This is a genomic window from Paenibacillus sp. MT86, from assembly GCF_058792535.1.
This window is the reverse complement of the sequence record NZ_CM179499.1, coordinates 4,546,525-4,571,189: the sequence shown is the minus strand read 5'-3', so window position 1 is coordinate 4,571,189 and position 24,665 is coordinate 4,546,525. Positions and strand designations below refer to the sequence as shown.

Here is a 24,665-nt window from a genome sequence, read left to right as displayed (position 1 = left end):
CCTCCTAATGATAATATGGAGCGGATCGTTCGCCCGCCGTATCGTCAAACAGCTTATCAATGCCGTAAAACACCGCGGACGTACCGTCCTCGAGACAGTCGATTGGAACGCTGTGCGTACTACCCAAGGCCAGCTGCATATCCCTTTCCCATAAGGGCAGGCTGCCCGAGATCTGTCCGCCCAGCACCAAGCGGTCCGGCCGGAATCCGGATAGGTAGGGCCGCAGCATGCCTCCCAGATTGCTGCCGTATTCCCGGAATAATTCGCGGGCCTGCCCATTACCTCGCGTTGCCGCTTCCGCCAGATCGGCTACGTCGATTCCGTCCGTCAGGAGTCCACGCTCCGAGGCCATCCTCAGAATGCCTCTTCTCCCGAAATAGCTGTCCACGATGTGGTCCCGGTAAGGCTCCGCATACAGCATGCCGCTGCCAGGGATACCGTCCTTGCCGGCTACGATCCGGCCATTCTCCACGAAGGCCGAACCGAGGCCCGTACCGAGCGTCAGGCATACGAGACGTTCCGCCCTGAACCGGATGGAGGCGCCCAGCCCGAACATGAAGGCGTCGTTCCCGAACCGGATATCGGCAGCGGTCAAACGATTCATCATGGCACCCGGAAAGGATGGTTTGAGGCTCTGGAACTTCGAACGGAGCAGATCCCGAACCGACAGTTTGTACAGCCCATCATATTTGCCGATGCCTTGAAGAAGGGCAACGCCTTTTGCGTAATCGAAGGGCCCCGGAAAGGCAAAGCCGATCCGGATCGAATCGCGATAGTCCACCGGCCGGAAGGCCGAGGCGTAAAAGCGTAACAAATCATGGCAGGCGCCGGCGAAGCTGGCGATCGCTTCCTCCGCCGTTCCTTGCGATGCCGAAGGCCGGATGAGGAACGAGCCGGGGACAAGCTGCCCGTTCACGAGCAGCGCCCCCTTCAAAGCGGTTCCCCCGGCATCAAGCGTTATGGTGATGGGGGCAGGGGGAGACGGGCTTCCCGGATCGTCCCAATCAGGGCGGTTCATGAAAACTCTCCGCTTGCCGCTCTCCGGGAAGGCGGAAGCAGCGGGAGATTCCATTCCGGATTGACCCTGGCCGCAATCAAGGTGCATGGGGATCCGGACAGGTTCTCCAAACGGTATTCGCCTATACATGCCGGAACGATGTAGGATTCCGCGTAGCCCCATTCAACGGCCCCACCCTCGTTCGCTGCCGGTACAAGGCGGACGCGGTCGCCTTCCACGAGATTGTACATAACGAACTCTCCTTGGGTATCCGCTTTCCAGGTATCCTGCAAATTCAGCCTGCTGACCTGGAACAGAAGATCTTCCCGTTGTCCCAGCAGTTCCTCCGTGCTGCCGCCTTGACGGCTTACGACGGAAGGCCTAGCGATAAGCCCGTCCTCAACTGCCGGCGTATTCATGGCGTCATTGATATTGTGGCGCGCATGCTCAGGGTTCATCGGGCGTGGCTTGCCATCGGCGTCCAGCCGCAGATAATCATAAATCTTGAACGTAAACCACCAGGTGGTCGAGGAGATTTCCAGCACGAGATTATCCCTGCCGGAGCAGTGGACCGTACCCGGTGGAATAAGGTAGAGATCCCCTGTTTGCGAGCGGTACTCGTTAACGTAGTCTGAGAGCTCCAGCGGCTCTTCATGAAGATGGGCATTATCGACGGCTTCAAGGAGCCGTCCGCCGGTGATCCCTTCCTTCAGTCCCAAATACACCTTGGCTCCCGGGACATTACGCATGATGTAGTACGACTCTTGCTGTGTCATATGTTCATTGAACTGCGCCTCTGCATATTCCTGCAGCGGATGCACCTGAAGCGACAGCTCGCCGCCCTGCATCGTATCCAGATAGTCAAACCGGATCGGAAAATAATCGCCGAACAGCTCGAAATTACGCGTTCCCATAATTTCCTGGGGGGCTGCCTCCATCAACAAAGTGAACGGAACCTCGAAGGTGACTTTCTGCACGCGCAGCAGCAGCGTGTTCTCGGGAGCGATGGGTTCAAAGCTCCAGGCGCAGTTCGGCCATTCTTCGGGAAGGCCGCACAATTCCTTAAGGTATTGCCCTCCCCATATCCCCGGGGCAAAAAACGGCTTGACCCGAAACGGCTGCCGGGCCGCTTGATGCAGCACGCTTGCCAATTTCGCTGCAGGCAGCCAGACAGGAGCTTCCGAACGATTCAAATCCATATAGTACGCTTGGTTGACCGAATGCTGGACATGATGGTCCAGCCAGTCCCAGCGGTAAGTCTCCCAGACGGGCCATTCGAGAAACAGGCAGTTCTTGTAGGTCTCAACCTTATCGCTCGAGATGCCGAGGCCGAAGCTGCCCATACGCTCCGCATGGCGCCGCTGCTGGTTTTCGCGGGAGTAATCGGCGTAGAAGCGAAGATCGGGAGTTCTGCCTTCCAGCAGCGAGGCACCCGGGCCGTGCAGCACGTGAATGCCGCACATCGCGTCAAATTGCAGCGCGCTTTTTTGCAAGGCAGCCTTAGCGCCCGGTTGAAAATATTGAATAGGACGGACATCCGAGGCTTTATAGCCGAATGCCCGGTTATCGGTCAGATAAGGAGCCATCTCGGCCCGGAGCTCGGCTTCGGGTTTTACGTAATGGGACGTCGAATCGCTCGAGAAGGCGATGCCCTCTTGTTCGCAGGTTTGCTGAAGGTGGATCAGCAGTTTATCGAAATCGGCACCGTGCGTTCCGTCAAGCGTAATGTAGACGCCGCGCTTTTCGGGGGGATGAAGCTGCGATTTTTGTTTGTGGGTCGACATGATGAACGAGCACCAGGAGTCGATCCCCTGATTCATGAACAAGGGCTCGTGGCGAAAATCCACAGGATTGATCGGATGTGATTGAAAGGCAGTTGCAGGTTTCATGGATTGGATGTATCCTCCCTTCCGGAATGTCTGTTACGACTTCATTGTAGAAGGCAAGGGAGGATACGTCTTTATAAAAAGAGGAAGTGTTTTTGTACGATCAGGACATCGGCGGGCCTTGGGCGCTAAACCTCGGAGTCGTAGCGTCCTTCCGAAAACTGCGAGCGCCGGAAGCGGGCCGGGGTTACGCCAAGTTTGGACGTAAATACCCTGGTGAAGTAATGCACGGACTCGAATCCGCAGCAGACGGCAATCTCCTTGATCTGGCGATCCGTATGGAGGAGCATATGCTTTGCCTGCTGCACGCGCTGCTCCTGTACATAATGGACAAAGGATTGATGGCCGTATTTGCGAAACAGCCGGGTTAAATGACGGGTCGTGATGTGGAGATGGCCCGCCACGCGCTCCAGCGAGAGCGGTTCGTTGAGGTTGTCCTTGATAAACAGTTCGGCCTGATGAAACATGGAGGTTCCTTCATCGTTTGCTTCGGCTCCGGAAGGCTCATGATGGAAGCCCGGGCCATGGACGGTCAGAAAGGATACTATCAGTGATGCGGCCAAACTGTTCAGCATTTGCGGCGGGTGCTGTTTGCCGGAACCCGTATGAAACAGCGATAACAGCGAAAGCCACAATAATCCGGACGCCTGCCGGGCACCTTCTGCAACCACCGGATTGCCTTGTTTGGCCAACAACCGGAACGCGGCCGCATAAAACTCGCCGGTTGCCCTTTCTTCCGGTTCAAAGGCGACATAGCATAAGGCCAAGCCGTCCTTGCTTCTTATTTGATGCTGGACGCCCGGCCGTGAGAGAAACAGCGTGCCCGAATGGAGATGAAACTCTCTCTCGCCTTCGATATAGGTTCCGTTGCCTGTTAACACGTAACAAGCTTCAAAAAAAGAATGCTTGTGCTCCGTATTGTCGTAGTGGCGCGGCATGAACCCCCAGTAATGGATCCGGATGCTCAGCTCCTGTTGTTCAATACGGCTCAAGGTACGATTTAATATGGAATTGGCCCGTTTGAATAACGGGATGAAAGCATCGTCATCGATTTGCATGGGAGATGGTTCTCCTTCGTTCATAAGGCAATGTCATCTGCCTTTAATATAGGTTGGATGTATCTTGGGTTGTCTCTCTATTATATATCACAAGATAAGATATAAAGAAAAAATGGGTATAGTGATGTAATGCATAGACAGCTACATAAGTTCTTCACAAGTCGCTGTTATGCTATGAATATTCACTATAAGAGAGGAGTTCGTCATATGTCAGCAAAAAAACGATTAAAGCCGCTTATTCTGGTTGCCTTCGCATCCCTCGTCCTCGTGCTGGGCGCCTGCGGAAATACGGATGGCGCGAATCCGGATCAAGCGGAGAGCGTGGATACTACCGGCGGCATGGAAGGCATGGATCACGGCAGCATGAACCATTCCGGATCGGGCGAGGTTCCGGAAGGGTTGAAGACGGCGGACAATCCTGCCTATGCGGCCGGGACCCAAGCGATCATCGAATCCGACCACATGCCCGGGATGAAGGGGGCCCAAGCAACGATAGTCGGAGCTTACGATACGACGGTGTACACGATATCGTATACGCCGACGAACGGCGGGCCCGAAGTGAAGGATCATAAATGGGTCATTCATGAAGAGCTCAAGGATGCGGGCAAGGAGCCCCTGGAGCCGGGAGCGAAAGCCGTCGTGAATGCGGATCATATGGAGGGGATGAACGGTGCGACGGCCGTTATCGATTCCGCCGAGCGTACGACGGTCTATATGGTGGACTTCACGTCAACATCCGGAGAGGAAGTCAAGAACCACAAATGGGTCACGGAGAGTGAGTTATCTCCGGTCCAATAGCGTTCATCGAATAAAACAATCGCTCCCTTGAGATCAAGAGAGCGATTGTTTTTTATGCGCAAGGAGGGTGATTCAGCTTCCTTTGATCTGCTGCAAGGCGGCCGTCAATTCCGGATATTGGAACTTGAAGCCGTGGCGCTGGGCTTTGGCCGGAAGGATCCGCTGGCCCTTTAACAGAATAAGCGACATTTCGCCCAGGATGCCTTGGAGCATGAATGCAGGCAGGGGCAGCCAATGCGGACGGCGATAGACCTTGGAGACGCTACGGCCAAATTCCTCGTTCGTGACCGCATGCGGGGAAGCGGCGTTCACGGCTCCGGAAATGTCTTCGTGCCGGATGCAATAATCGATTAATTCCACGATGTCGTCGATATGGATCCAGGAGAGCCATTGCTTGCCGCTGCCGATGTTGCCGCCGACCCCTAATTTATACGGCAGCAGCATTTTGGGGAGGGCACCGCCTTGATCGCCCAGAACGACGCTGATGCGCAGCTTGATTAACCGGTCGACCGGGATGCAATCGGCTGCCTGCTCCCATTGCTGCACAACCTCGGACGGGAAATCCATGATCGTGGCCGGACTGTCCTCATCAAACGCTTCAAACTCGGATGTACCGTATATGGCCATTGCCGATGCTTGAAGAATGACCGGAGGTTTGTGCTCCAGGCGCTGCATCAGGTCCGCTACGGCAGTTACGGTTCGTTGCCGGGACTGAAGAATTCTCTTCTTGCCTGCTTGCGTCCAGCGTTGGCTCAGGGAGGAGCCGGCAAGGTTAACGAGTGCGTCCAAGCGCTCGAACCGCTCCGGATGGGATTTCATCTCATCCCAGGTTAAGTAGGATAATGACCCGTTCTGCTGCACAGCGGGGATCTCCGGCTTCGACCTGGTGACGATGATCATGTCATGTCCGTCGCGCAGCCAGCGCTTGCACAATGCTTGGCCAATGAAGCCGGTACCCCCGCAGATGGCTATTTTCATGAGTGAACCTCCTTGTTAAGTTATCATTAACCCCGATAAAACATGGCTGGGAATCATTACCCTTCATAGGCTGAAGTGAGCCGAGAGGGGAATAACGATACGTTACTTGTCAGAATCGTACATCCAATATTATACAACCCATTATACAGGAAATGCGGCATGGCACCGCTATATGATATTTCAGTCAACGCTTCAGCTTCTGCCTGGCTAGGAGCGGAAAGAAACCGCAAAAAACAGTTTGCCGCACCCCATGCCTTGGAGCCAGGGGGTGAACAAACTGTTTTTTGCGCAAGTGCAAGCCGGTATCGATTTATCACGCAAACGCCTGCCTTACGATCGCCGCCGCCTGGTCCAGTTCTGCTTTGGTGATGATGAGCGGAGGGGCGAAGCGGATAATGGCTTCATGGGTTTCTTTGCAGAGCAGGCCGAGATCTTTCAGTTTCTCGCAATAGGATCTGGCCGGGACCTTGAGCTCCATGCCGATGAATAGACCTCTGCCGCGCACCTCCTGGATATCGGGATGCGGGATGGAACGAAGCAGCCGGAGAAAATATTCGCCGAGCTCCAGGGAGCGAACCTCCAGCGCTTCCTCAATGAACACGTCCATGGAGGCGATGGCCACCGCGCACCCGAGCGGATTTCCGCCGAAGGTGGAGCCGTGGGAACCCGGCTCGAATACATCCAGAATATCCGCGTCCGCCGCCACGGCGGAGACGGGAAAGACGCCGCCGCCCAGCGCTTTTCCAAGAATGTACATATCCGGCTCGACGTCCTCCCAGTCGCAGGCAAAGCGTTTGCCCGTCCTGCCGAAGCCGGTCTGGATTTCGTCCGCTAGCATAAGGACGCTGTGCTGCCTGCACAGCTCCAGTGCCCCGCTCAGGTATCCGTCAGGCGGAATCACGATGCCGGATTCGCCTTGGATCGGCTCCACGAGAAAAGCAGCCGTATTCGGCGAAATCGCCTGCTCCAGCGCCTCAAGGTCGCCATAGGGAATGACTTTGAATCCCGGCGTAAACGGACCGAAGTCCTCGCGGTATTCGCGGGATGAGGAGAAGGAGGTAACCGTGATCGTACGGCCGTGGAAATTGCCCTCGCAGACGATGATTTCAGCCTGATCTGCCGGAATACCTTTCTTCCGGTAAGCATAGCGACGCGCTGCCTTAAGCGCGGTTTCAACCGCCTCGGCTCCCGTATTCATGGGAAGAATCATCCCTTTGCCGGTTAAAGCGGACAGCTTCTCGTAAAAGTCGCCTAGTTGATCATGATGAAATGCGCGCGAGGTCAGGGTCACCCGATCCGCCTGTTCCTTTAAGGCCCGGATGATGCGGGGATGACAATGACCTGCGTTAAGTGCCGAGTAGGCGCTTAACATATCGATATACCGTTTGCCGTCCGAATCCGTCACATGAATGCCTTCAGCTGAAGCGATGACGATGGGAAGAGGGTGGTAGTTTCTCGCGCCGTACCTTTCGGCTTTCTCGATATAAGGGTCGGGAGCGTCCATGGCGTAACCTCCTTGGGAGTCTAAAGAAACCGCAACGCGGAAAATAGAGCATGCCCGCGGAAGAGGCTCTCATAATCAAGCGTGATGCCATGTCATGAAAATGTCATAAGATGCTTTCGCCCAGCATGGAGGCGATTAAACCGACAAGCAGCCGGGACGTCTTCTGCCCGCGGTCCAGCAGCGGGTTGTTCTCCACGAATTCGGCTGACGTCAGAATGCCGGATTCCGACAGCATCTCCATGGCCAGGTGCGCTTCCCGGTAGCTGAGCCCGCCTTGAACCGGCGTTCCTGTTCCCGGTGCGATCTTCGGATCGACACTGTCAATATCAAAGGAAAGATGAACGCCATCCGTTCCCGTTGACGATATGCGGATGGCTTCCTCCATGACCCGGAACATGCCCATGCGGTCGATATCCTGCATCGTGAAGCAGGCGATGCCTTCCCGGCGGATGAAGTCCCGCTCGCCCTGATCAAGTGAGCGCGCGCCGATGAGCACGACATGCTCCGGCTTAATGGTTGATTTAACGCCGCCGATCGAGGTTAGCCGCCGATCGCCTTTTCCCAAGCTGACAGCCAGGGACATGCCATGGATATTGCCGGTCGGGGTAGTATCCGGCGTATTGAGATCGGAATGGGCATCGATCCAGATGACGCCCAAGTTGCGGTAATGCCGGGTAAGTCCGGCGAGCGTGCCGATGGCTATGCTATGGTCGCCGCCGAGCACAAGTGGGAAGGTGCCCGCTACTGCCAGGGCGGATACGCGTGCTGCCAGCTGCTCGTTCATCGTCACGACTTCTGTCAAATGTTTTAATCGGGGATGATGCGCTTCATCCTTGCGCTCGGGGAGCGCAGCAGGGTCATCGACCTGGTAAGTTACACCGAGCGCGTTAAGCTTGCGTTTCAGACCGGCTTCGAATATGGCGTCCGGTCCCTGTCCGGCGCCGCGGCGGGTAGCTCCCCGGTCGAAGGGCACCGGGATGATCGATACGGTGGACGGAAGATTGTTCATCACTTTGCTCACCTCCACTTTGTAACAGTGTATTCCGGAGCCGGGCTGAGTGACTTGGGCAAAGCCCTATACAAGCTGATCAAATATGGAAAGTTTTGGATCGAACAAAAAATACCCTTTATGCATGATTCACGGGGTGACCGCAGAGGGCCCCATGAGGCAGCATAAAGGGTGTTAATGAAATGACTGCAATTCGAATTAGGTTTTATCGCATGCTTACGCGGCATGCCCGACGTTTATTTTACCGTTTTATTATAGGTCTCGATCTTGGAGCTGATCTCCTGGGCAGCTTTATCCAATGCTTCCTGCGGTGTTTTCTGACCGTTCAGCACTTCCTCGATGGCCGTTTCCGTCAGCTGGCGGGCCTCAGGGAACACGCCCATGACAGCGCCCTGCGTTGCCAGGTTGGCGGTCGTTTGATGCAGTTGATCCACCGCCGTCTGGAATTGAGGATATTTCTCCAGGTTTTCTTTTACCAGGGATTCTTCGTAAGCTTTGGTCGTGACCGGGAAGTAACCCGTGTTGACATGCCAGTAGGCTTGGGTTTGCGGCTCGGCCAAATACTTCATGAATTCCCAGGCGGCCTGCTGCTCTTCTTCCGATTTGTTGTTCATCAGCCACAGGCTTGCACCGCCGATGATAACGCCGCCTTCGCCGCCGTCAGCCGGTTTGGGCAGGAAAGCCGTGCCGACTTCGAATTTGCCTTCCGCTGCGCTGACGATTCCCCGGAGCGAAGCCGTGGAGTCCAGCGTCATGGCGACTTGGCCGGCTGCAAAGGCTTTTTTGGTGTCATCCGTTTTACGTCCCAGGTTCAGCAGGACTTTATCGTCCAGCATTTGCTTCCACCATTCCAGCGTTTTCACGGCAGCGGCGTTGTTGACTTGCGAAGCGGTTGCCGGAGAAGTGCGGCCGTTGCCGTTGTTCAGCAGCTCAACGCCTTGGTTCGCAAGGAATTGCTCCATGAACCAGCCGTATATTGCGAAGGATGCGCCGGTTTGGCCGCCTTTCGTTAGCGCTTTAGCCGCTTTCGCTACCTCTTCGTAGGTTTTTGGAGGATTTTCCGGATCCAGACCTGCCGCTTTAAAGGCATCTTTGTTGTAGTAAAGGATCGGGTTGGAGGAGTTGAACGGCATCGAATACAATTTGTCGTCGAATGTATAATAATTTTTGATATTCGGTTCCAAGGAGGAAATGTCGTATGCTTCAGCATCCATGAAGTCTTGAACCGGACGGATCGCCTTGGTGTCCATCATGAAACGGCTGCCGATTTCGTACACCTGAATCATGGTCGGTCCGCTGTTCGATCCCAACGAAGCCTTCAGCTTGTTCAAGCTTTCATCGTACGTGCCTTGAAACACGCCCTCTACCTGAATATCCTGGTGGGCTGCGTTAAAATCGGAAATCAGCTTGTCCGCAACGGTTCCGAGCTCGCCGCTCATGGAATGCCACCAAACGACCTTAACAGGTTCCTTGGCAGGTTCGCTGCCGGCGGCAACGGTCGTTTCTCCGGCGGCTGGCGTATTGCTGCAAGCGGCGCTGATCAGCATGAAGCAGGAAAGCAGGAGCATCGCGAAGGACCTTTTACCATAACGTTTCATGATCGGTTAATCTCTCCCTTTTTGAAAATAAAGTATGGTTTGATCTATCAGAAATTGCGTGAGCCCGTTTGATATCGATAACCGGCACGCAAGGCTGATCCAATATGGTCTACTGGGTCGGCATCGTGGCCATTAGCCCTTCAAAGCACCTGCGGTGATGCCGCGCACAAGGGGTTTCAGCCCGAGCGCAAGCAGCAGCAGGGAAGGCAGCAGCAGCAGGAGCACGCCGGAGAGTATCAGATTCCATGAGTTCATCTCTTCGAACTGCAGCATGCCGATCCCGATTTGGACGGTTCGCATCTCGACCCGGTTGGTTGTCAGAAGCGGCCACAGGTACATGTTCCAATTATTCAAGAACGAGTAGACGCCCAGCGTGGCGATTCCGGGGATGGATAACGGCAACACCATGCTCAGGAAAACGCGGACATGTCCGCAGCCGTCCACGCGGGCCGCTTCAAACAGCTCCTTCGGCAGCTGCAGGAAGGTCTGCCTGAGCAGGAAGGTTCCGAAGGCCGTGGCCAGAAATGGAATGATGAGCCCTTGATAGGTGTCCAGCCAGTTCAGGCTTTTGACCGTCAAGTAATTCGGAATCATGATCACCTCCCACGGGATCATCATCGTCGCGAGATAGAGGCTGAACAGCAGCGTTTTTCCCGGAAATCGCAGGAAGGCGAAAGCGTATGCTGCCAGACTTGCGGTCACGATCTGTCCGAGCATGATGGCAATGGAGACAACCAGGCTGTTTCCGATAAAGGTAAGGACAGGAATCGTATCGATCACCTTGGCGAAGTTGGACAGATTGACGGCTTCGGGAAGCAGAGGCGGCGGATAGACGGCCGCTTCGGCCTCGCTCATCAGCGATGTCGACAAGGTATATAGGAGCGGGAAAAGAACGGCCAACGAACCGAGAAGCAGCGCGATGTAGATGAAGCTTTTGGGCATGAGACGCATGTTCATTGGTAATGCACCTTCTTCTCGACGAATTTAAATTGAAAGACGGTCAGCAGCAGAATGATGGCAAACAGGATGAGGGCCTGCGCGCTGCCGATGCCGAAGCGAAAATTGACGAAGGCATCCTGGTAGATGTTGAATACCATGACGTTGGTGCTGTTCATCGGACCGCCTTTGGTGAGGATGTTGATTTGCCCGAATGCTTGGAAGGCACCGATAACCGATACGACGGACGTGAAGAATAACGTAGGGGAGATTAGCGGCATCGTAATCCGGAAGAACGTTCTCAGCGGACCGGAGCCGTCAATCTTGGTGCTGTCATAGATATCCTCGGACACGCCCTGCATGCCGCTCAGCATCAGGATATAGTTGAATCCAAGATTCATCCAGACGGTCATAAGCGCGACGGAGATCATGGCCCATTTCGGATCGGTAAGCCATTGGACGGGCTGCGTGCCGAGCAGCGTCAGAAAATAATTCAGTATGCCTAAGGTCGGATGGTATAGAATCATCCAGATCATCGAGCCGGTACCGACGGACACGGCCATCGGAAGCGAGAAGATAAAGCGGAATATTTTCATGCCCTTGAGTTTGTTGTGCGTCAGGGCAGCCAGCAGAATCGCAGCCGCCATGCCGGTCGGAACCGTCAGCACGATGAACAGCAGGGTATTGCCAAAGCTTGTATAGAACATGTCGGAGGCCAGTATTTCCCTGAAGTTGTCGAATCCTACGAATTCCGCTACCCGGCCTTGCGGATCGGTCAGGAACAGGCTAAGATAAACCGACTTGAGCAGCGGGTAGAATAAGAACAGGCCGAATATGAGCAGCGAAGGCGCTAAACATGCATAAGCGAGCAGAATTTCTCTGCGCCTTGTTCTCTTGATCGAGACGGGTTTCGCCGCGGTTGATACCTCCGGCTCGTTGACGTTCGGCGATAGAGAGTGCCCCGGAGAAGGAAGCGTGAATTCTTTTTCCATCATCATGTTTTACCTCACTTTCCAGCTTGGCCTTACAGCCTTGAGTATAGGAGCCGGATGTAAAATCCAGTAAGGGGTTTTGTAAGAAAACCGTAATTTATTGCAGGACATGGCAGTTGCTGAAGGCGAGCTTGCCAGTGCCGGTACAAGAATATTCCATTCCCTAAAAGCTTGCACGTTGAAAAGAGATGTGATATCTTATACCTGTAACCGGTTACACATGAATGAGGTGATGACGGTATGGCAACGATCAAGGATGTGGCGAATCAGGCGGGCGTATCCGTAGCCACGGTTTCGCGGGTTTTAAATGGAAACGGTTACGTGCATGAGGACACCAGGTCCAAGGTGGAACAGAGCATTCGAGAGCTGAATTACACGCCGAATGAAGTGGCGCGTTCTTTATACAAGAGGAAATCCAAATTGATAGGACTTTTGCTTCCCGACATCATGAACCCTTATTTCCCGCAGCTTGCCCGCGGGGTAGAGGACGAGATGCAGGAGAATGATTACCGATTGATCTTCGGAAACAGCGACGAGAGCAAGAAGAAGGAAATGGAGTACATTCAGACGTTTGTCCAGAATAATGTGGTTGGCGTCATATCATCGACCAACGATCCGGATGCCGACATGTATACGGGACTGAACATTCCCGTCGTGTTTCTCGACCGCACCTCGTCGGACCGCCCTTCCGTGTACGCGGATGGCCGTCAGGGAGGAAGAATAGCGGCTGAGGAAATCGTACGGCGAGGGAGTAAAGCCATAACGGTAATTCAAGGTCCGGCGGATGTGCGGCCTGCACAGGAACGTTTTGAAGGAGCTGTCGAGGTTCTGGAGCAACAGGCGGCTGCGTACCAAGTGCTGAAGACGACATCGTTTTCTTTAACCGATGCCGAAGAATTCGCCCAGAAAGTGTTCAGCGAATATCCGGACACGGATGGCATAATCGCGAGTAACGATATTATGGCATCCGCCGTGGTGAAGGAAGCGTTTCGGCTGGGGAAAAGGGTGCCGGAAGACGTACAAATTATCGGATTTGACGATATTCTGCTCAGCAGGCTGCTGGCCCCGCCGCTGTCAACGATTCATCAGCCGGCGTACGAAATGGGCCGGGAAGCGGCCAGATTGCTTATCGGACTTATCGAAGGGCAGCGCATAGAGAAAAGCAATATCGAATTCTCGGTAGAATTCATAGAGCGGCAGACAACGAGAAAGGTGGAATCGTGATGGCAAAAATCGTGGTAATCGGAAGCGCGTCGATGGACTTGGTGGTGACCTCCGCCAAGCGCCCCGGCGCGGGAGAGACGGTGCTGGGCGACAGCTTTAAGACGGTGCCCGGAGGGAAGGGAGCCAACCAGGCCGTCGCGGCGGCAAGGCTGGGTGCAGAGGTGACGATGGTTGGCTGCGTCGGTGACGATTCCTTCGGCGAAACGATTTTGAGCAATTTGCAGTCGAATGGTGTTCTTACGGATTATGTGGAACCGGTTACAGGTATGGAAAGCGGCACGGCGCACATCATTTTGGCAGAGGGAGACAACAGCATCGTGGTGGTGAAGGCTGCCAATGATCGGATCACTCCGGAATACGTAGATCAGGCGGAAAAGGCAATCCAGGCGGCGGATATCGTGTTGATTCAGCAGGAGATTCCGGAAGAAACGGTGGTGCACGTGAGTGCGATATGCGCCAAGTATCAGGTGCCATTGATGCTGAACCCCGCTCCTGCCCGTCCGGTGCCGAGCGTCGTTATAGAACGGGCGGCATACATTACGCCAAACGAACATGAAGCCGCTATCCTGTTTCATGACGAGCCGCTCGGCGACGTGCTGCGCCGGTATCCGAATAAACTCATCGTAACGGAAGGGAAAAAGGGCGTTCGTTATTTTGACGGTATGCAAGAGGTCGTGGTTCCGGGCTACAAGGTTGAAGCCGTAGATACGACGGGTGCCGGCGATACATTCAACGGCGCATTCGCCGTGGCGCTGGCCGAGGGCATGAGCCTGACCGACAGCCTCAGATTCGCGAACCGCGCCGCTTCCTTGTCGGTCATGAAGTTCGGAGCGCAGGGCGGAATGCCGTCGCGTCTCGAAGTGGAAGGGAGCCTTTGACCATGAAGAAGAACGGCATGCTGAACAGCCACATCGCGAAAGTGCTGGCGGATCTGGGGCACACCGATACCATCGTGGTCGGGGACGTTGGCCTTCCGGTTCCTCCAGACGTTCCGAAGATCGACCTGGCGCTAACGCTGGGGACGCCGAGCTTTATGGAGGTGGTGGAGGCGATCGCCGACGATATGGTCGTTGAAAAAATCGTCATTGCTGAAGAAATGAAGCGGGAGAATAAGGAAACACTGCATTATATAGAGGAACAATTTCAGGATTGCGAGATCGAGGCTTGCACGCACGAGCAGTTCAAGGAACGGACTCGAAACGCCAAGGCGGTTATCCGTACAGGCGAAGCCAAGCCCTATGCGAACTGCATTTTGCAGGCCGGCGTTCATTTCGGTTAAAGAGGAGGAAGCATCATGAACATTCAGATGACGAATATCCATAAATCCTTTGGCACGAACCGGGTGCTGGCGGGCGTGGACTTTGATCTCCGGGAAGGAGAGGTTCATGCCCTGATGGGAGAGAACGGCGCGGGCAAATCGACGCTGATGAATATTTTAACCGGGCTTCACAGCCGGGATGAGGGCAAGATCTTGATCGACGGTCAGGAAACCTATTTTGCGAACCCGAAGGAAGCCGAAGAGAGAGGCGTCGCCTTCATCCACCAGGAGCTCAACATCTGGCCGGAGATGACGGTTCTGGATAACTTGTTTATCGGCAAGGAGATGACATCCGGCCTGGGATTCCTCAACATGAAACAAATGAAGGCGCTTGCGAAGGAACAGTTCGGCAAATTGGCGGTGACGATACCGTTGACGCAGGAGGCAGGGGAATGCTCCGTCGGCCAGCAGCAGATGATTGAGATCGCCAAAGCGCTCATGACCAAAGCGAAAGTCATCATTATGGACGAGCCCACGGCGGCACTGACCGAAAGGGAAATCGAGAAGCTGTTCGGCGTCATCCGCTCATTGAAAAAACAAGGGGTATCCATCGTCTACATCTCCCACCGCATGGAGGAAATCTTTACGATCTGCGACCGGATTACGGTCATGCGGGACGGTAAATCCGTTGACACCAAAGCCATTCCGGACACGGATTTTGACGAAGTCGTCAAAAAGATGGTCGGCCGGGAGCTGACCGAGCGATATCCCGCGCGGCATCCGTCTCCGGGCGAACCGGTGCTGGAAGTGAAGAATATTACCGGCAAGGGCCGGTTCGAGAATGTGAGCTTCTCGGTTCGAGCCGGCGAGATCGTAGGCGTATCCGGTTTGATGGGCGCGGGGCGCACCGAGATGATGCGAGCGATCTTCGGGCTGGACCCGCTGGACAGCGGGGAAATCTGGGTGCGCGGCAAGAAGGTTCATATCAAGAAGCCGGATGATGCCGTGAAACACGGCATTGGATTCATAACGGAGGACCGCAAGGATGAAGGACTGGTGCTGGATTTCTCGGTCCGTGAAAATATGGCGCTGCCCAACCTGTTCAGCTTCTCTTCCAGAGGATTCATCTCCGGGAAGAAGGAGCAGGATTTCGTGGATACCTTGACGAAGCGGCTGCAGATCAAGACCCATTCATCCGAAACGCATGCACGCAATCTGTCGGGGGGGAACCAGCAGAAGGTGGTTATCGCCAAATGGATCGGCATTGGGCCGAGCGTGCTCATCCTGGACGAGCCGACCCGCGGCGTGGACGTAGGAGCGAAGCGCGAAATTTACCAGCTGATGAATGAGCTGACCGAACGCGGCGTGGCGATTCTGATGGTTTCGTCGGAGCTGCCGGAGGTGCTCGGGATGAGCGACCGGATTCTCGTCGTTCACGAGGGCAGGATATCCGGTGAACTGGATCGCGAACAAGCCACGCAGGAACACATCATGACTCTAGCTACAGGGGGACAGTAATATGACAACTATTAACGATGCCAAGGCGGGAAAAGGGTTCAAGGTCTCAGGTTTGACGCAAAAGCTCGGTCCGCTGCTCGGACTGATCATTCTGATCGTCATCGTTTCCGTCCTGAATCCAAGCTTCTTGGAACCGCTTAACATTCTGAACCTGCTGCGTCAGGTATCGATTAACGCACTGATTGCTTTCGGTATGACGTTTGTTATCTTGACGGGCGGCATTGACCTGTCGGTCGGTTCGATTCTCGCGCTCTCCAGCGCATTTGTCGCCAATATGATGGTGGCCGGGTTTGACCCGATTCTCTCGATCATTATCGGCGTTGCGCTTGGCGGCGTGATGGGCATGATCAACGGTCTCATGATCACCAAGGGGAAAATGGCGCCGTTTATCGCCACCTTGGCTACCATGACGATATTCCGGGGACTTACGCTGGTTTATACGAACGGTAATCCGATTACCGGGCTTGGCGACAGCCTTGTATTCCAATTGTTCGGCCGCGGATACCTGCTGGGCATTCCCGTGCCGGCCATTACGATGATCATCACGTTTGCCGTGCTGTGGGTCATCCTGCATAAAACGTCGTTTGGCCGCAAAACGTATGCCATCGGCGGTAACGAAAAGGCATCGCTTGTATCCGGCATTAAGGTACCGCGCGTAAAGATTATGATTTATTCCCTGGCAGGGATGCTGTCCGCGCTGGCGGGCGCGATTCTGACCTCCCGTTTGAATTCCGCGCAGCCGACTGCGGGTACCTCCTATGAATTGGATGCCATCGCAGCCGTTGTGCTGGGCGGTACAAGCCTGACCGGCGGACGCGGCCGGATTGTCGGCACGCTGATCGGGGTGCTGATCATCGGAATTCTGAACAACGGGCTCAACCTGCTCGGCGTGAACTCATTCTATCAAATGGTTGTCAAAGGTGTCGTGATTGCGATTGCCGTACTGCTCGACCGCAAGAAATCGGCTTAAGGGGGAGAATGAACGATGAAAAAAACAACTTTGCTGCTCGTATCACTCATGCTGATCTTCATCACGGGCTGTTCCCTGGAGCCGCCGGAATGGGCGAAGCCCAAAGCCGGCGGGGACGTCAAAGACATCAAGATCGGTCTTTCCATCTCCACCTTGAATAATCCGTTCTTCGTCTCCTTGAAGGATGGCGTCGTCGCCGAAGCGGCGAAGCAGGGAATGGAGGTCGTTGTCGTTGACGCGCAGAACGACTCAGCCAAGCAGAGCAATGACGTCGACGACCTGATTCAGCAGGGCGTCAATGCACTGCTGATTAACCCGACGGATTCGTCCGCGATCTCGACCGTGGTCCAAACGGCGAACAGCCTGGGCATTCCGGTCATCACGCTGGACCGTTCGGCGGATCAAGGCGAGGTCGCTGCGCTGGTCGCCTCGGATAACGTGAAGGGCGGCCAAATGGCAGCCGAATATATCGTGGAGCAGTTAGGCAAAGATACGAAGGTTATCGAGCTCGAAGGGGTGCCGGGCGCTTCCGCGACCCGCGAACGCGGCAAGGGCTTCCATGATATCGCGGATGAGCAGCTGAACGTGGTTGCGAAGCAGGCAGCGGATTTTGACCGGACGAAGGGTCTTACCGTCACGGAAAATCTGCTGCAAGGTAATCCGGACGCCAAAGCGATTTTTGCCCACAATGACGAAATGGCCCTGGGCGCAATCGAAGCGATTCAAAGCTCGGGCAAAGACATCATGGTCATCGGCTTTGACGGCAACGACGATGCGCTGAAGTCCATCGAAGCCGGCAATCTGACGGCAACGGTAGCCCAGCAGCCCGAACTGATCGGTCAGCTCGCCGTCGGCGCAGCCAAGGACGTGCTGCAGGGCAAAGAGGTGGAAGCGAATATCGCGGCACCACTGAAGCTGGTCGTGAAGGAATAACTCGCGAAAATCAAGAAGCGTTGCCCTGCGATAGAAGCAGGGTAACGCTTTTTTTTTGCCATCCTGCTCATTCCATTCCGGACTGCGATGTAACTCACAGCCTTGCGATGGCAGCAGGAATACAATATCGTAAAAGAGAACAGTTATTTCGCATATGATATTATAATGGTTGTGTATGCGTTTACTGCTTAGATGTAAAAAAGGAGCTATGTATCTATGACGACGGAAAAAAGAAAACAAGCGATCGTGATCGTGGGCTACGGCGGAATGGGCAGCTACCATGCCAAGCTGATTAAGGACAACGCGTTTCTTGAGGTGACCGGAACCTACGATATTCTGGAAGAGCGCAGGAAGGCGTCCCGGGAGGACGGGTATGCTGCCTACGAGAGTTATGAGCAGGTGTTGAACGATGCCGCGGTTGACGTGGTGCTCATTGCAACGCCGAACGACGTGCATAAGGAGCTGGCCCTTCAGGCGTTTGCGGCCGGCAAGCACGTCATCTGCGAGAAGCCGGTAACATTGTCCGTAAGCGACTTTAAGGACATGGTCTCCGCTGCCGATGCGGCCGGACGGGTGCTGATGGTCCACCAGAACCGCCGCTGGGACGAGGACTTCCTGACGATTAAGCAAATGTACAACGAAAAGACGATTGGCGATTTGTTCCGTATCGAATCCAGGGTGCACGGGGCGAACGGCATTCCGGGCGACTGGCGCCATCTGGAAGCCCACGGCGGCGGCATGCTGCTGGACTGGGGCGTGCATTTGCTGGACCAGATCCTGTTCATGGTGGACAGCCGGATGACCAGCCTGAGCAGCCGCTTGAGCTTTATTCTCGGCGATGAGGTGGATGACGGCTTTGAATCGGTCATCGAATTCGAGAACGGCGTATCGGTTCTGATCGAAGTGGGAACGACGAATTTCATTACGCTTCCACGCTGGTATGTCAAAGGAACCGAGGGAACCGGCATTATTGAGGACTGGTCGTTAAACGGAAGAGTCGTTACCCGGAATCAGGATGCCGCGAAAGTGGAGCCGAAGCCGATTCAAGCCGGGGTAGGCTTGACCAAAACGATGGCCCCTCCTTCCGAAGAAGCTACCATTACGGGTGCCCTGCCGGAGCCGTACCGTCAATCCAGCAGCTTCTTCGATAACTTTGCGGCCGTGACCCGGGGCGAGGCAGAACCGATCGTGAAGAACGAGGAAGTGCTGCGCGTCCTGAACCTGATCGAAGCGGTGTTTGAATCCGCCAGAACGGGCGAAACGCTGAAGGATTTCGACATTTACCCTGCGTAACCTGACGAAGGACAGCACTTATTGAAAGAATATCTTAAAAAAGTACCGCGGCCGCTAAGCGATTGTGCTTGAGGCTGCGGTACTTTTTATGTTGACTTCGTCTACCTGCCAATTCTTCATGGATTGCCAGTGCATGCTGCGGTTATTTTGCGTGATCCACCTTCCCGCTGCCTCCGCCTTGCAGCACCCGCCTGTAGTCGCTGGGCGCCCAGCCCGTATCCTGCTTGAACAGCTTCGAGAAGTAGGAATAGTTGGCGTATCCGACCTTCGCCGCAATCTGATACACGGACAACGGAGTCGATTCCAGCAGATGTTTGGCCGCCCGGATGCGGGCCTGAATGATATAAGTGCCTAAAGATACGCCCGTTTCTTTCTTAAAGACGCGGGCCAAATAATCCGGGTTCAGAAAGACGATTTCCGCCAGGGTCGTTCGCGTCAGCTCCTCTCCGTAATGGCACCCGATATAATGCTTGATTTCCTCCACCACGGTATGGGAATGGCCGGCGTAGGCTTGATATTCGGCTGCCGTGCGGACGAGATACGCCATGTATTTTTCCATGTCTTCAATCGAGTTTAACGACTGCAGAAATAACTGATCATTGGTTTTGCCGGTATACAGCTTATGAGCCTGGATCTCTTTGCCCTTCAGGTAGGAGTACACGAGCTGCACCATATCCAAGCGGAATAAACGCAGCACCGAAGCGCTGTGGACGCCGCTCTTGGCCAAATTCTGCAGGTACCGGCGAGTTTCTTCGAGAAAGGCGGCCGGGTTGTTTTCGGCAAGCAGCGCCTCCCAGTCTTGGAGCGGGGGAGGGGTATACGCGGCTTCTTGCAGCGAATGCCGTTCCAGAAACATGATCTGGTTGCGCTTCTTGATCATGTCCTCGTTCATTTGCAGCAGGTCCCGTATGGATTTGTTGATCCCCTCCAAAGCCGCCGAGACCGAGACGTTGCAGCACGCATCGCTCCGAAGGAACCGGTTGGCTTTCTCAATGAAGGACGTGCAGATGGATTCAATGACCGCGGTATCCGGAGGATGATTCCATTTCAGCATGACCATCCATTCGTAATCCCTATACTCCATGACGGTCTCGACCGTAAAGAGCGGATCCTGGAACAATTCGGACAGCACGTTGAGAAACGCGTAATCAAACAGGTCCTTGTCTTCTTTGCCCAAGCTTTGATCATACGGAAAAATCGTGATCAGCAGGGGGAGAAACAAATCCGACATCGCATAGGACAGATTCTGCTCCGCGATATACCCGGCGATGGCCGCCCGGTCCGACGAAGCTTTTTTTTCCTTGATCAGCTTGCTCCAGAAGTGCTCTTGCAGCTTTCTTTGGTTTTTCTTCCACAGCTGCCCGTCCTGTATCGCTTCCTGGTCGCTTTGCTGTTCCTTAGCTTTGTACACGGCCTTGGAGATGATGAGGCTGAGCTTATCGAATTCAATCGGCTTCAGGAAATAGTCGAAGCTTTGCAGCTCAATCGCTTTCTGCGCATAGTTGAAATCGGCGTAATTGGTCAGGAAAATCGTCTGTATGCCGTATTGTTCCTCGCGTATCCAGGCGAGAAGCTCCAGTCCGCTGCCCTGCGGCATTTCGATGTCGCAAATGAGGACCTGAACGGAATGACTCTGCAGAATCTCCCTTGCCTGCGCCACGCTGTATGCGGTATGGACTTGTTCGATCGAGAGTGCCTTCCAATCAATCTTCTTTTCCAGCGCGGCCACGACAAAATAATCGTCATCAACCAGCAATACATTCATCGAATGTCTCCTCTCCTTTCCTGCAATGGCTGGGGCAGCGTTAGTGCGACGCTGGCACCGCCGCCTTCCGGGTTCGAAAATTCCACCTGCGCCCGATGATGGTAGAGCAGCTCCAGCCGCTGAAGGGTGTTCATGATCCCGATGTGTTTCCCTTCGCTTTGATCCAGCGGCTTGCCGTTTGCCAGCTTATCCAATACGTCTTCCGGAAAGCCGGGACCGGTATCGGAGATCCGGATGACCGCATAAGTCTTATCGTCCTCCACCCGCAAACTGACGGTCAGGCGAATTTGGAGCACCCGATCTCTGGATACGGCGTATTTCACCGCGTTTTCAATAAAGGTCTGGAGCACCAGGGGGGGAATCGTGAGGCCGGCAAGCTCTTGTTCATGCCCGATATGATAAGAAAAGGCATCGCGGTAGCGGTGCTTCTGAATCTCCAGATAAATCCGGACGTGCTCGATTTCGTCCTCAAGCCGCACGAGGTTATCGCCGCTCTGAAAGATGTAACGAAAATATTTGGACGTGGACAGCGACATATATTCGATTTCCTTAAACATTTGCATTTGCGCCATGCTGTAGATGTTCGTCAGGCAGTTCAGGAAAAAATGAGGGTTGATCTGCAGCTTCATATAATCGAGCTGGATTCTTTGCTTCTCGAGCTCCTGCTCGTAAATATCGATTTTAAACTTCTTGATCTGTTCGATCAGGTGTTTGAATTGGGAGTTCACCTGCTCGAGCTCGATGATCTCGCTGCTCATGAAATCCAGATTTTCGCTATCCTCGTGGATGCGCCTTACGTTTTCCGAGAAATTCTGGATCGGCTTCAACACCTTCTTCTTGAAATACAGCATGACCACGCTGAGCGTGCAAGTGAGCAGCACGAACAGCAGCATAATAAGCAGCTGGGCGATCATGATGGTCTCGAACACGCCGAACTGGATGACCAGCTGCACGTTGAAGGAGGCATTCGAGAATCCCTCAGTGACCGTAGTCCGCGGCTGTGACAGGCTGAACAAGGAAGCCTTGGCTCCTTCGAGCGGCTTGGCCCCCGCCTCTCCGGCACCTGGGCTCGTAAGGGCGGCTCCTTGGGCATCCACCAGAGAGACGAACCCGTCCTCTCCCAAATCCAGTTCCTGGAGCGGCCGGACCAGATCGTCTGCGGAGATGAGGCAGATCAAGTACCGGTTGTGATAGGGCACGATGTTGATGACGTAGTGCGTGTCCTGCACAAGGATCGGGTTCCAGTTCGAGTAGAACGTTTCGTATACGTTTTTGGAATCCGTGAGGGAGACGATCTGTTCCTTTAGCTCCTGGAACTCCGTATACGATAGGGACATGGGGGCATAGTTCTGGAAGAAATCCTGATCTTTTAAATAGAAGAAGAAGTTGTATTCCTGGCCATAGTTTTTTTGAAGCTCATTAAACCGTTTATGCACTCTTTCGCTCGACTTAATGTAATCCACGTAATCGGTGCCGGGGGTATCCATGATCTTGACGCTTTCGTCGTTCGCGAGCGTCCAGCCCATATAGTGGTTGATATACGAGAAGTCATGATTGATCTGCCGGATGTACAGATTCGCCGTATCCTGCAAATAGCGGGTGGATTGCTGCTTCACGATGAAGATGGAGGCGAAGCTGATCACCAGATCCACCACCAGGGCAAAGATCGAGATGAAGAGCATGATTTTCACATAGTGACGGATGGGATAAGGCTTGTTATTCAGTGCTTTAACCATAGGGATGCCGTGATTCCTTTCAGTTCGCCTATATTATGAAAGCGTTTTTATATCGGTAAGGATATTATAAATGGAAACGTCGAAAAAAACAGGAGCGAACGCTCGGGCATTATCCATAAAGTCCGGATAACACATCGTAAAGTCCGAATACCGGCATGTTTGAGCGGAGGACGCGGGGACGGCGGTGAAATGGACAAGGCAAAGGTCCGGATAGCGCATCATGAGGTCCAAATCATGCCGCCGGATCGCAGTATACTGAAATTGCTTACGTGACATACCGGATTCACGACGACGCGAACAGAAAGGGGAATCGATTTGAAAGCAGGCCAACTGAATAGAACCACACACCCAACCCTCGGGCGGATCGGAAAAAATTGGGGCCTGTATTTGCTGCTGCTGCCTGCGGTAGTGCTGGTTTTATTGTTTTCTTACGTGCCGATGTACGGCATTTTGATCGCATTCAAGGACTACAGTCCCGCTCTCGGGATTATGGACAGCCCCTGGGCCGGCCTGAAGTATTTCGAGAAGTTTTTTAACTCCTATCAATTCTCGACCACCATAACGAATACGCTGGTCATCAGCTTATACAGCGTTGCGACGTTCCCGATTCCGATCATGCTGGCCTTGATGGTCAATCAAATGCGCCAGAATTGGTTCAAGCGCTTCTTCCAGACCGTAACCTACATGCCGCATTTTATATCGACGGTCGTGATGGTGGGACTCATGCTGATTCTGTTCTCGCCGGGCTCGGGATTGATCGGGAATATCTTCCGGCTCTTCGGTGCGGAAGCGCCGAATCTGATGGGATCGGCCGGCCTGTTCAGCAGCGTGTACGTATGGTCGGACGTGTGGCAGCATACGGGCTGGGACAGCATTATCTATATCGCGGCGTTGTCTGCGGTGAGCCCCAGCTTGTACGAGGCGGCCACCATGGACGGGGCAAGCAGATGGCAAAAAATCCGTTTCATCGACATCCCGATGCTGATGCCAACGGTCGTAACGCTGCTCATTTTGCGGATCGGGAGCTTGCTTGGCGTCGGCTTCGAGAAGGTTTATCTCATGCAAAACAGTCTCAATATTACCTCCAGCGAGGTCATCTCCACGTATGTGTACAAAATCGGGATGCTGAGCAGCCAATACAGCTTCTCGTCGGCCATCAATTTGTTTAATACGGTCATCAATTTTGTTCTGCTGATTCTGGTCAACCAGATTTCGAAAAAATACAGCGAAAACAGTTTGTGGTAACGCAAGAGAGGAAGGGTTCTATGGGCGTAGTGGAAGTAAGAGAGAAGACGGGGCCGCGGCAGAGGAATACCCGATCTTCCGACAGGGTGCTGGAAATCGGCCTGTATGTATTCGCCGTCTTGATGCTGATCGTGCTGATTTATCCGCTGTACTTCATCATCATCGCTTCGTTCAGCGAGCCGGCAGCGGTCGCGAATGGACAGGTATGGCTGTGGCCTAAGGATTTTACGCTGGCAGGCTATCAAGAATTGCTGAAGCACTCTAATATATGGATTGGGTACCGAAATACGATTGTGTATACGATCGTGGGTACAGCCATCGGCCTGGTGGTTAACATATCCGCGGCTTACGCGCTGTCCCGCAAAGACCTCGTGGGCCGCAAGTATATATCGCTGCTCTTTATATTTACGATGTTCTTTAACGGCGGCTTGATTCCGACCTTCATGACGATCCGCGATTTCCAGCTGTACGATACGTTTCTTGTCATGGTGCTGCCGTTCTCGGTTGCCGCCTTCAACATCATCGTGGCGCGGACCTTTTTCCAGAGCAGCATCCCGGAGGATTTATGGGAGGCGGCACAGCTGGATGGCTGCGGAAATCTCAGGTATTTCGTGACCATCGTGATTCCGCTTTCGAAAGCGGTCATCTCGGTCATCGCCTTATGGACGGCCGTGGGTCATTGGAATTCTTATTTCAACGCCCTGATCTATTTAAAAGATTCGAATCTGTACCCGCTGCAGCTCATACTGCGCAATATTCTGGTCACCAACCAGATGCAGTCCGCCATGGGTACCGGGGAAGCCGCGGCCATTGCGCTGCGTCTGGCCAATATTATGCGTTATGCGGTCATTATCGTCGCCACGGTGCCGATCATGTGCATCTACCCGTTTGTGCAAAAGTATTTCAATCAGGGGGTGATGATCGGAGCCGTCAAGTCGTAACACCGCGATGGATTGATGAAAAATAA

At 54.1% G+C, this 24,665-nt stretch carries 21 protein-coding genes; 10 read left to right on the top strand and 11 right to left on the bottom strand.

Annotation, left to right across the window (positions count from 1 at the left end; all coding sequences use genetic code 11):
• Positions 1-4: 4 nt before the first annotated feature.
• From AC3RCL_RS20395 to AC3RCL_RS20385, 3 genes are all read right to left on the bottom strand, one after another.
• Positions 5-1,018, bottom strand: a complete 1,014-nt coding sequence (locus AC3RCL_RS20395; protein WP_277748508.1) for an ROK family protein — start codon at positions 1,016-1,018, stop codon at positions 5-7.
• Positions 1,015-2,886: a class I mannose-6-phosphate isomerase gene (locus AC3RCL_RS20390; protein ID WP_492531606.1), complete on the bottom strand. Its 1,872-nt coding sequence runs from the start codon at positions 2,884-2,886 to the stop codon at positions 1,015-1,017. Before AC3RCL_RS20390 ends, AC3RCL_RS20395 begins: the two co-directional genes overlap by 4 nt.
• A gap of 125 nt (positions 2,887-3,011) precedes the next feature.
• Positions 3,012-3,941: a helix-turn-helix domain-containing protein gene (locus tag AC3RCL_RS20385; protein WP_492531604.1), complete on the bottom strand. Its 930-nt coding sequence runs from the start codon at positions 3,939-3,941 to the stop codon at positions 3,012-3,014.
• Between the two features lie 207 nt (positions 3,942-4,148).
• On the opposite strand from AC3RCL_RS20385, the gene AC3RCL_RS20380 reads away from it, so the two are divergent.
• A complete protein-coding gene (locus AC3RCL_RS20380) occupies positions 4,149-4,739 on the top strand; it encodes a YdhK family protein (RefSeq protein ID WP_192572539.1) in 591 nt (196 codons plus the stop codon).
• Positions 4,740-4,811: 72 nt separating this feature from the next.
• On the opposite strand, the gene AC3RCL_RS20375 is transcribed toward AC3RCL_RS20380, so the two are convergent.
• From AC3RCL_RS20375 to AC3RCL_RS20350, 6 genes are all read right to left on the bottom strand, one after another.
• On the bottom strand, positions 4,812-5,717 hold the full coding sequence (locus AC3RCL_RS20375; protein ID WP_096773169.1) for a TIGR01777 family oxidoreductase: 906 nt from the start codon (positions 5,715-5,717) through the stop codon (positions 4,812-4,814).
• A gap of 313 nt (positions 5,718-6,030) precedes the next feature.
• Positions 6,031-7,221 carry an ornithine--oxo-acid transaminase gene (locus tag AC3RCL_RS20370; RefSeq protein WP_096773170.1) on the bottom strand — a complete coding sequence of 397 codons (1,191 nt, stop codon included), beginning with the start codon at positions 7,219-7,221 and terminating at the stop codon, positions 6,031-6,033.
• 103 nt (positions 7,222-7,324) lie between these two features.
• Complete coding sequence (gene rocF / locus AC3RCL_RS20365; protein WP_096773171.1) at positions 7,325-8,230, bottom strand: arginase; 906 nt, start codon at positions 8,228-8,230, stop codon at positions 7,325-7,327.
• Between the two features lie 236 nt (positions 8,231-8,466).
• Positions 8,467-9,828, bottom strand: a complete 1,362-nt coding sequence (locus AC3RCL_RS20360; RefSeq protein ID WP_192572538.1) for an ABC transporter substrate-binding protein — start codon at positions 9,826-9,828, stop codon at positions 8,467-8,469.
• A 132-nt stretch (positions 9,829-9,960) separates the two neighbouring features.
• The gene (locus AC3RCL_RS20355) at positions 9,961-10,785 is read right to left on the bottom strand and encodes a carbohydrate ABC transporter permease (RefSeq protein ID WP_492531600.1); all 825 of its coding nucleotides are present in this window, start codon (positions 10,783-10,785) and stop codon (positions 9,961-9,963) included.
• Positions 10,782-11,762, bottom strand: coding sequence for a carbohydrate ABC transporter permease (locus tag AC3RCL_RS20350; protein WP_096773173.1), 981 nt, complete (start codon positions 11,760-11,762; stop codon positions 10,782-10,784). Before AC3RCL_RS20350 ends, AC3RCL_RS20355 begins: the two co-directional genes overlap by 4 nt.
• A 234-nt stretch (positions 11,763-11,996) precedes the next feature.
• Between AC3RCL_RS20350 and AC3RCL_RS20345 the strand changes: the two genes are divergently transcribed.
• From AC3RCL_RS20345 to AC3RCL_RS20315, 7 genes are all read left to right on the top strand, one after another.
• Positions 11,997-12,980, top strand: coding sequence for a LacI family DNA-binding transcriptional regulator (locus AC3RCL_RS20345; protein WP_192572536.1), 984 nt, complete (start codon positions 11,997-11,999; stop codon positions 12,978-12,980).
• Positions 12,980-13,858: a ribokinase gene (rbsK, locus tag AC3RCL_RS20340; protein WP_090912864.1), complete on the top strand. Its 879-nt coding sequence runs from the start codon at positions 12,980-12,982 to the stop codon at positions 13,856-13,858. The genes AC3RCL_RS20345 and rbsK overlap by 1 nt, the downstream gene beginning before the upstream one ends.
• Positions 13,859-13,860: 2 nt before the next feature.
• Positions 13,861-14,259 carry a D-ribose pyranase gene (gene rbsD / locus AC3RCL_RS20335; RefSeq protein WP_492531597.1) on the top strand — a complete coding sequence of 133 codons (399 nt, stop codon included), beginning with the start codon at positions 13,861-13,863 and terminating at the stop codon, positions 14,257-14,259.
• Positions 14,260-14,274: 15 nt separating this feature from the next.
• A complete protein-coding gene (locus tag AC3RCL_RS20330) occupies positions 14,275-15,756 on the top strand; it encodes a sugar ABC transporter ATP-binding protein (RefSeq protein WP_492531595.1) in 1,482 nt (493 codons plus the stop codon).
• Position 15,757: 1 nt separating this feature from the next.
• Positions 15,758-16,726, top strand: a complete 969-nt coding sequence (rbsC, locus tag AC3RCL_RS20325) for a ribose ABC transporter permease RbsC (RefSeq protein WP_090912858.1) — start codon at positions 15,758-15,760, stop codon at positions 16,724-16,726.
• A 15-nt stretch (positions 16,727-16,741) separates the two neighbouring features.
• Positions 16,742-17,659 carry a ribose ABC transporter substrate-binding protein RbsB gene (gene rbsB / locus AC3RCL_RS20320; protein ID WP_096773177.1) on the top strand — a complete coding sequence of 306 codons (918 nt, stop codon included), beginning with the start codon at positions 16,742-16,744 and terminating at the stop codon, positions 17,657-17,659.
• 216 nt (positions 17,660-17,875) lie between these two features.
• Positions 17,876-18,952 (top strand): Gfo/Idh/MocA family protein, encoded by a 1,077-nt coding sequence (locus tag AC3RCL_RS20315; protein WP_096773178.1) that lies wholly within the window; start codon positions 17,876-17,878, stop codon positions 18,950-18,952.
• Positions 18,953-19,094: 142 nt separating this feature from the next.
• Here AC3RCL_RS20315 and AC3RCL_RS20310 read toward each other — a convergent pair whose 3' ends face one another.
• Both AC3RCL_RS20310 and AC3RCL_RS20305 read right to left on the bottom strand, forming a co-directional pair.
• Entirely contained in the window at positions 19,095-20,717 is a 1,623-nt protein-coding gene (locus tag AC3RCL_RS20310; protein ID WP_492531591.1) for a response regulator, read from the bottom strand.
• Entirely contained in the window at positions 20,714-22,453 is a 1,740-nt protein-coding gene (locus tag AC3RCL_RS20305) for a sensor histidine kinase (RefSeq protein WP_096773180.1), read from the bottom strand. Before AC3RCL_RS20305 ends, AC3RCL_RS20310 begins: the two co-directional genes overlap by 4 nt.
• A 315-nt stretch (positions 22,454-22,768) precedes the next feature.
• On the opposite strand from AC3RCL_RS20305, the gene AC3RCL_RS20300 reads away from it, so the two are divergent.
• Both AC3RCL_RS20300 and AC3RCL_RS20295 read left to right on the top strand, forming a co-directional pair.
• The gene (locus tag AC3RCL_RS20300) at positions 22,769-23,698 is read left to right on the top strand and encodes an ABC transporter permease (RefSeq protein WP_096773181.1); all 930 of its coding nucleotides are present in this window, start codon (positions 22,769-22,771) and stop codon (positions 23,696-23,698) included.
• A gap of 20 nt (positions 23,699-23,718) precedes the next feature.
• Positions 23,719-24,639, top strand: a complete 921-nt coding sequence (locus AC3RCL_RS20295) for a carbohydrate ABC transporter permease (protein ID WP_036665812.1) — start codon at positions 23,719-23,721, stop codon at positions 24,637-24,639.
• Positions 24,640-24,665: the final 26 nt, after the last annotated feature.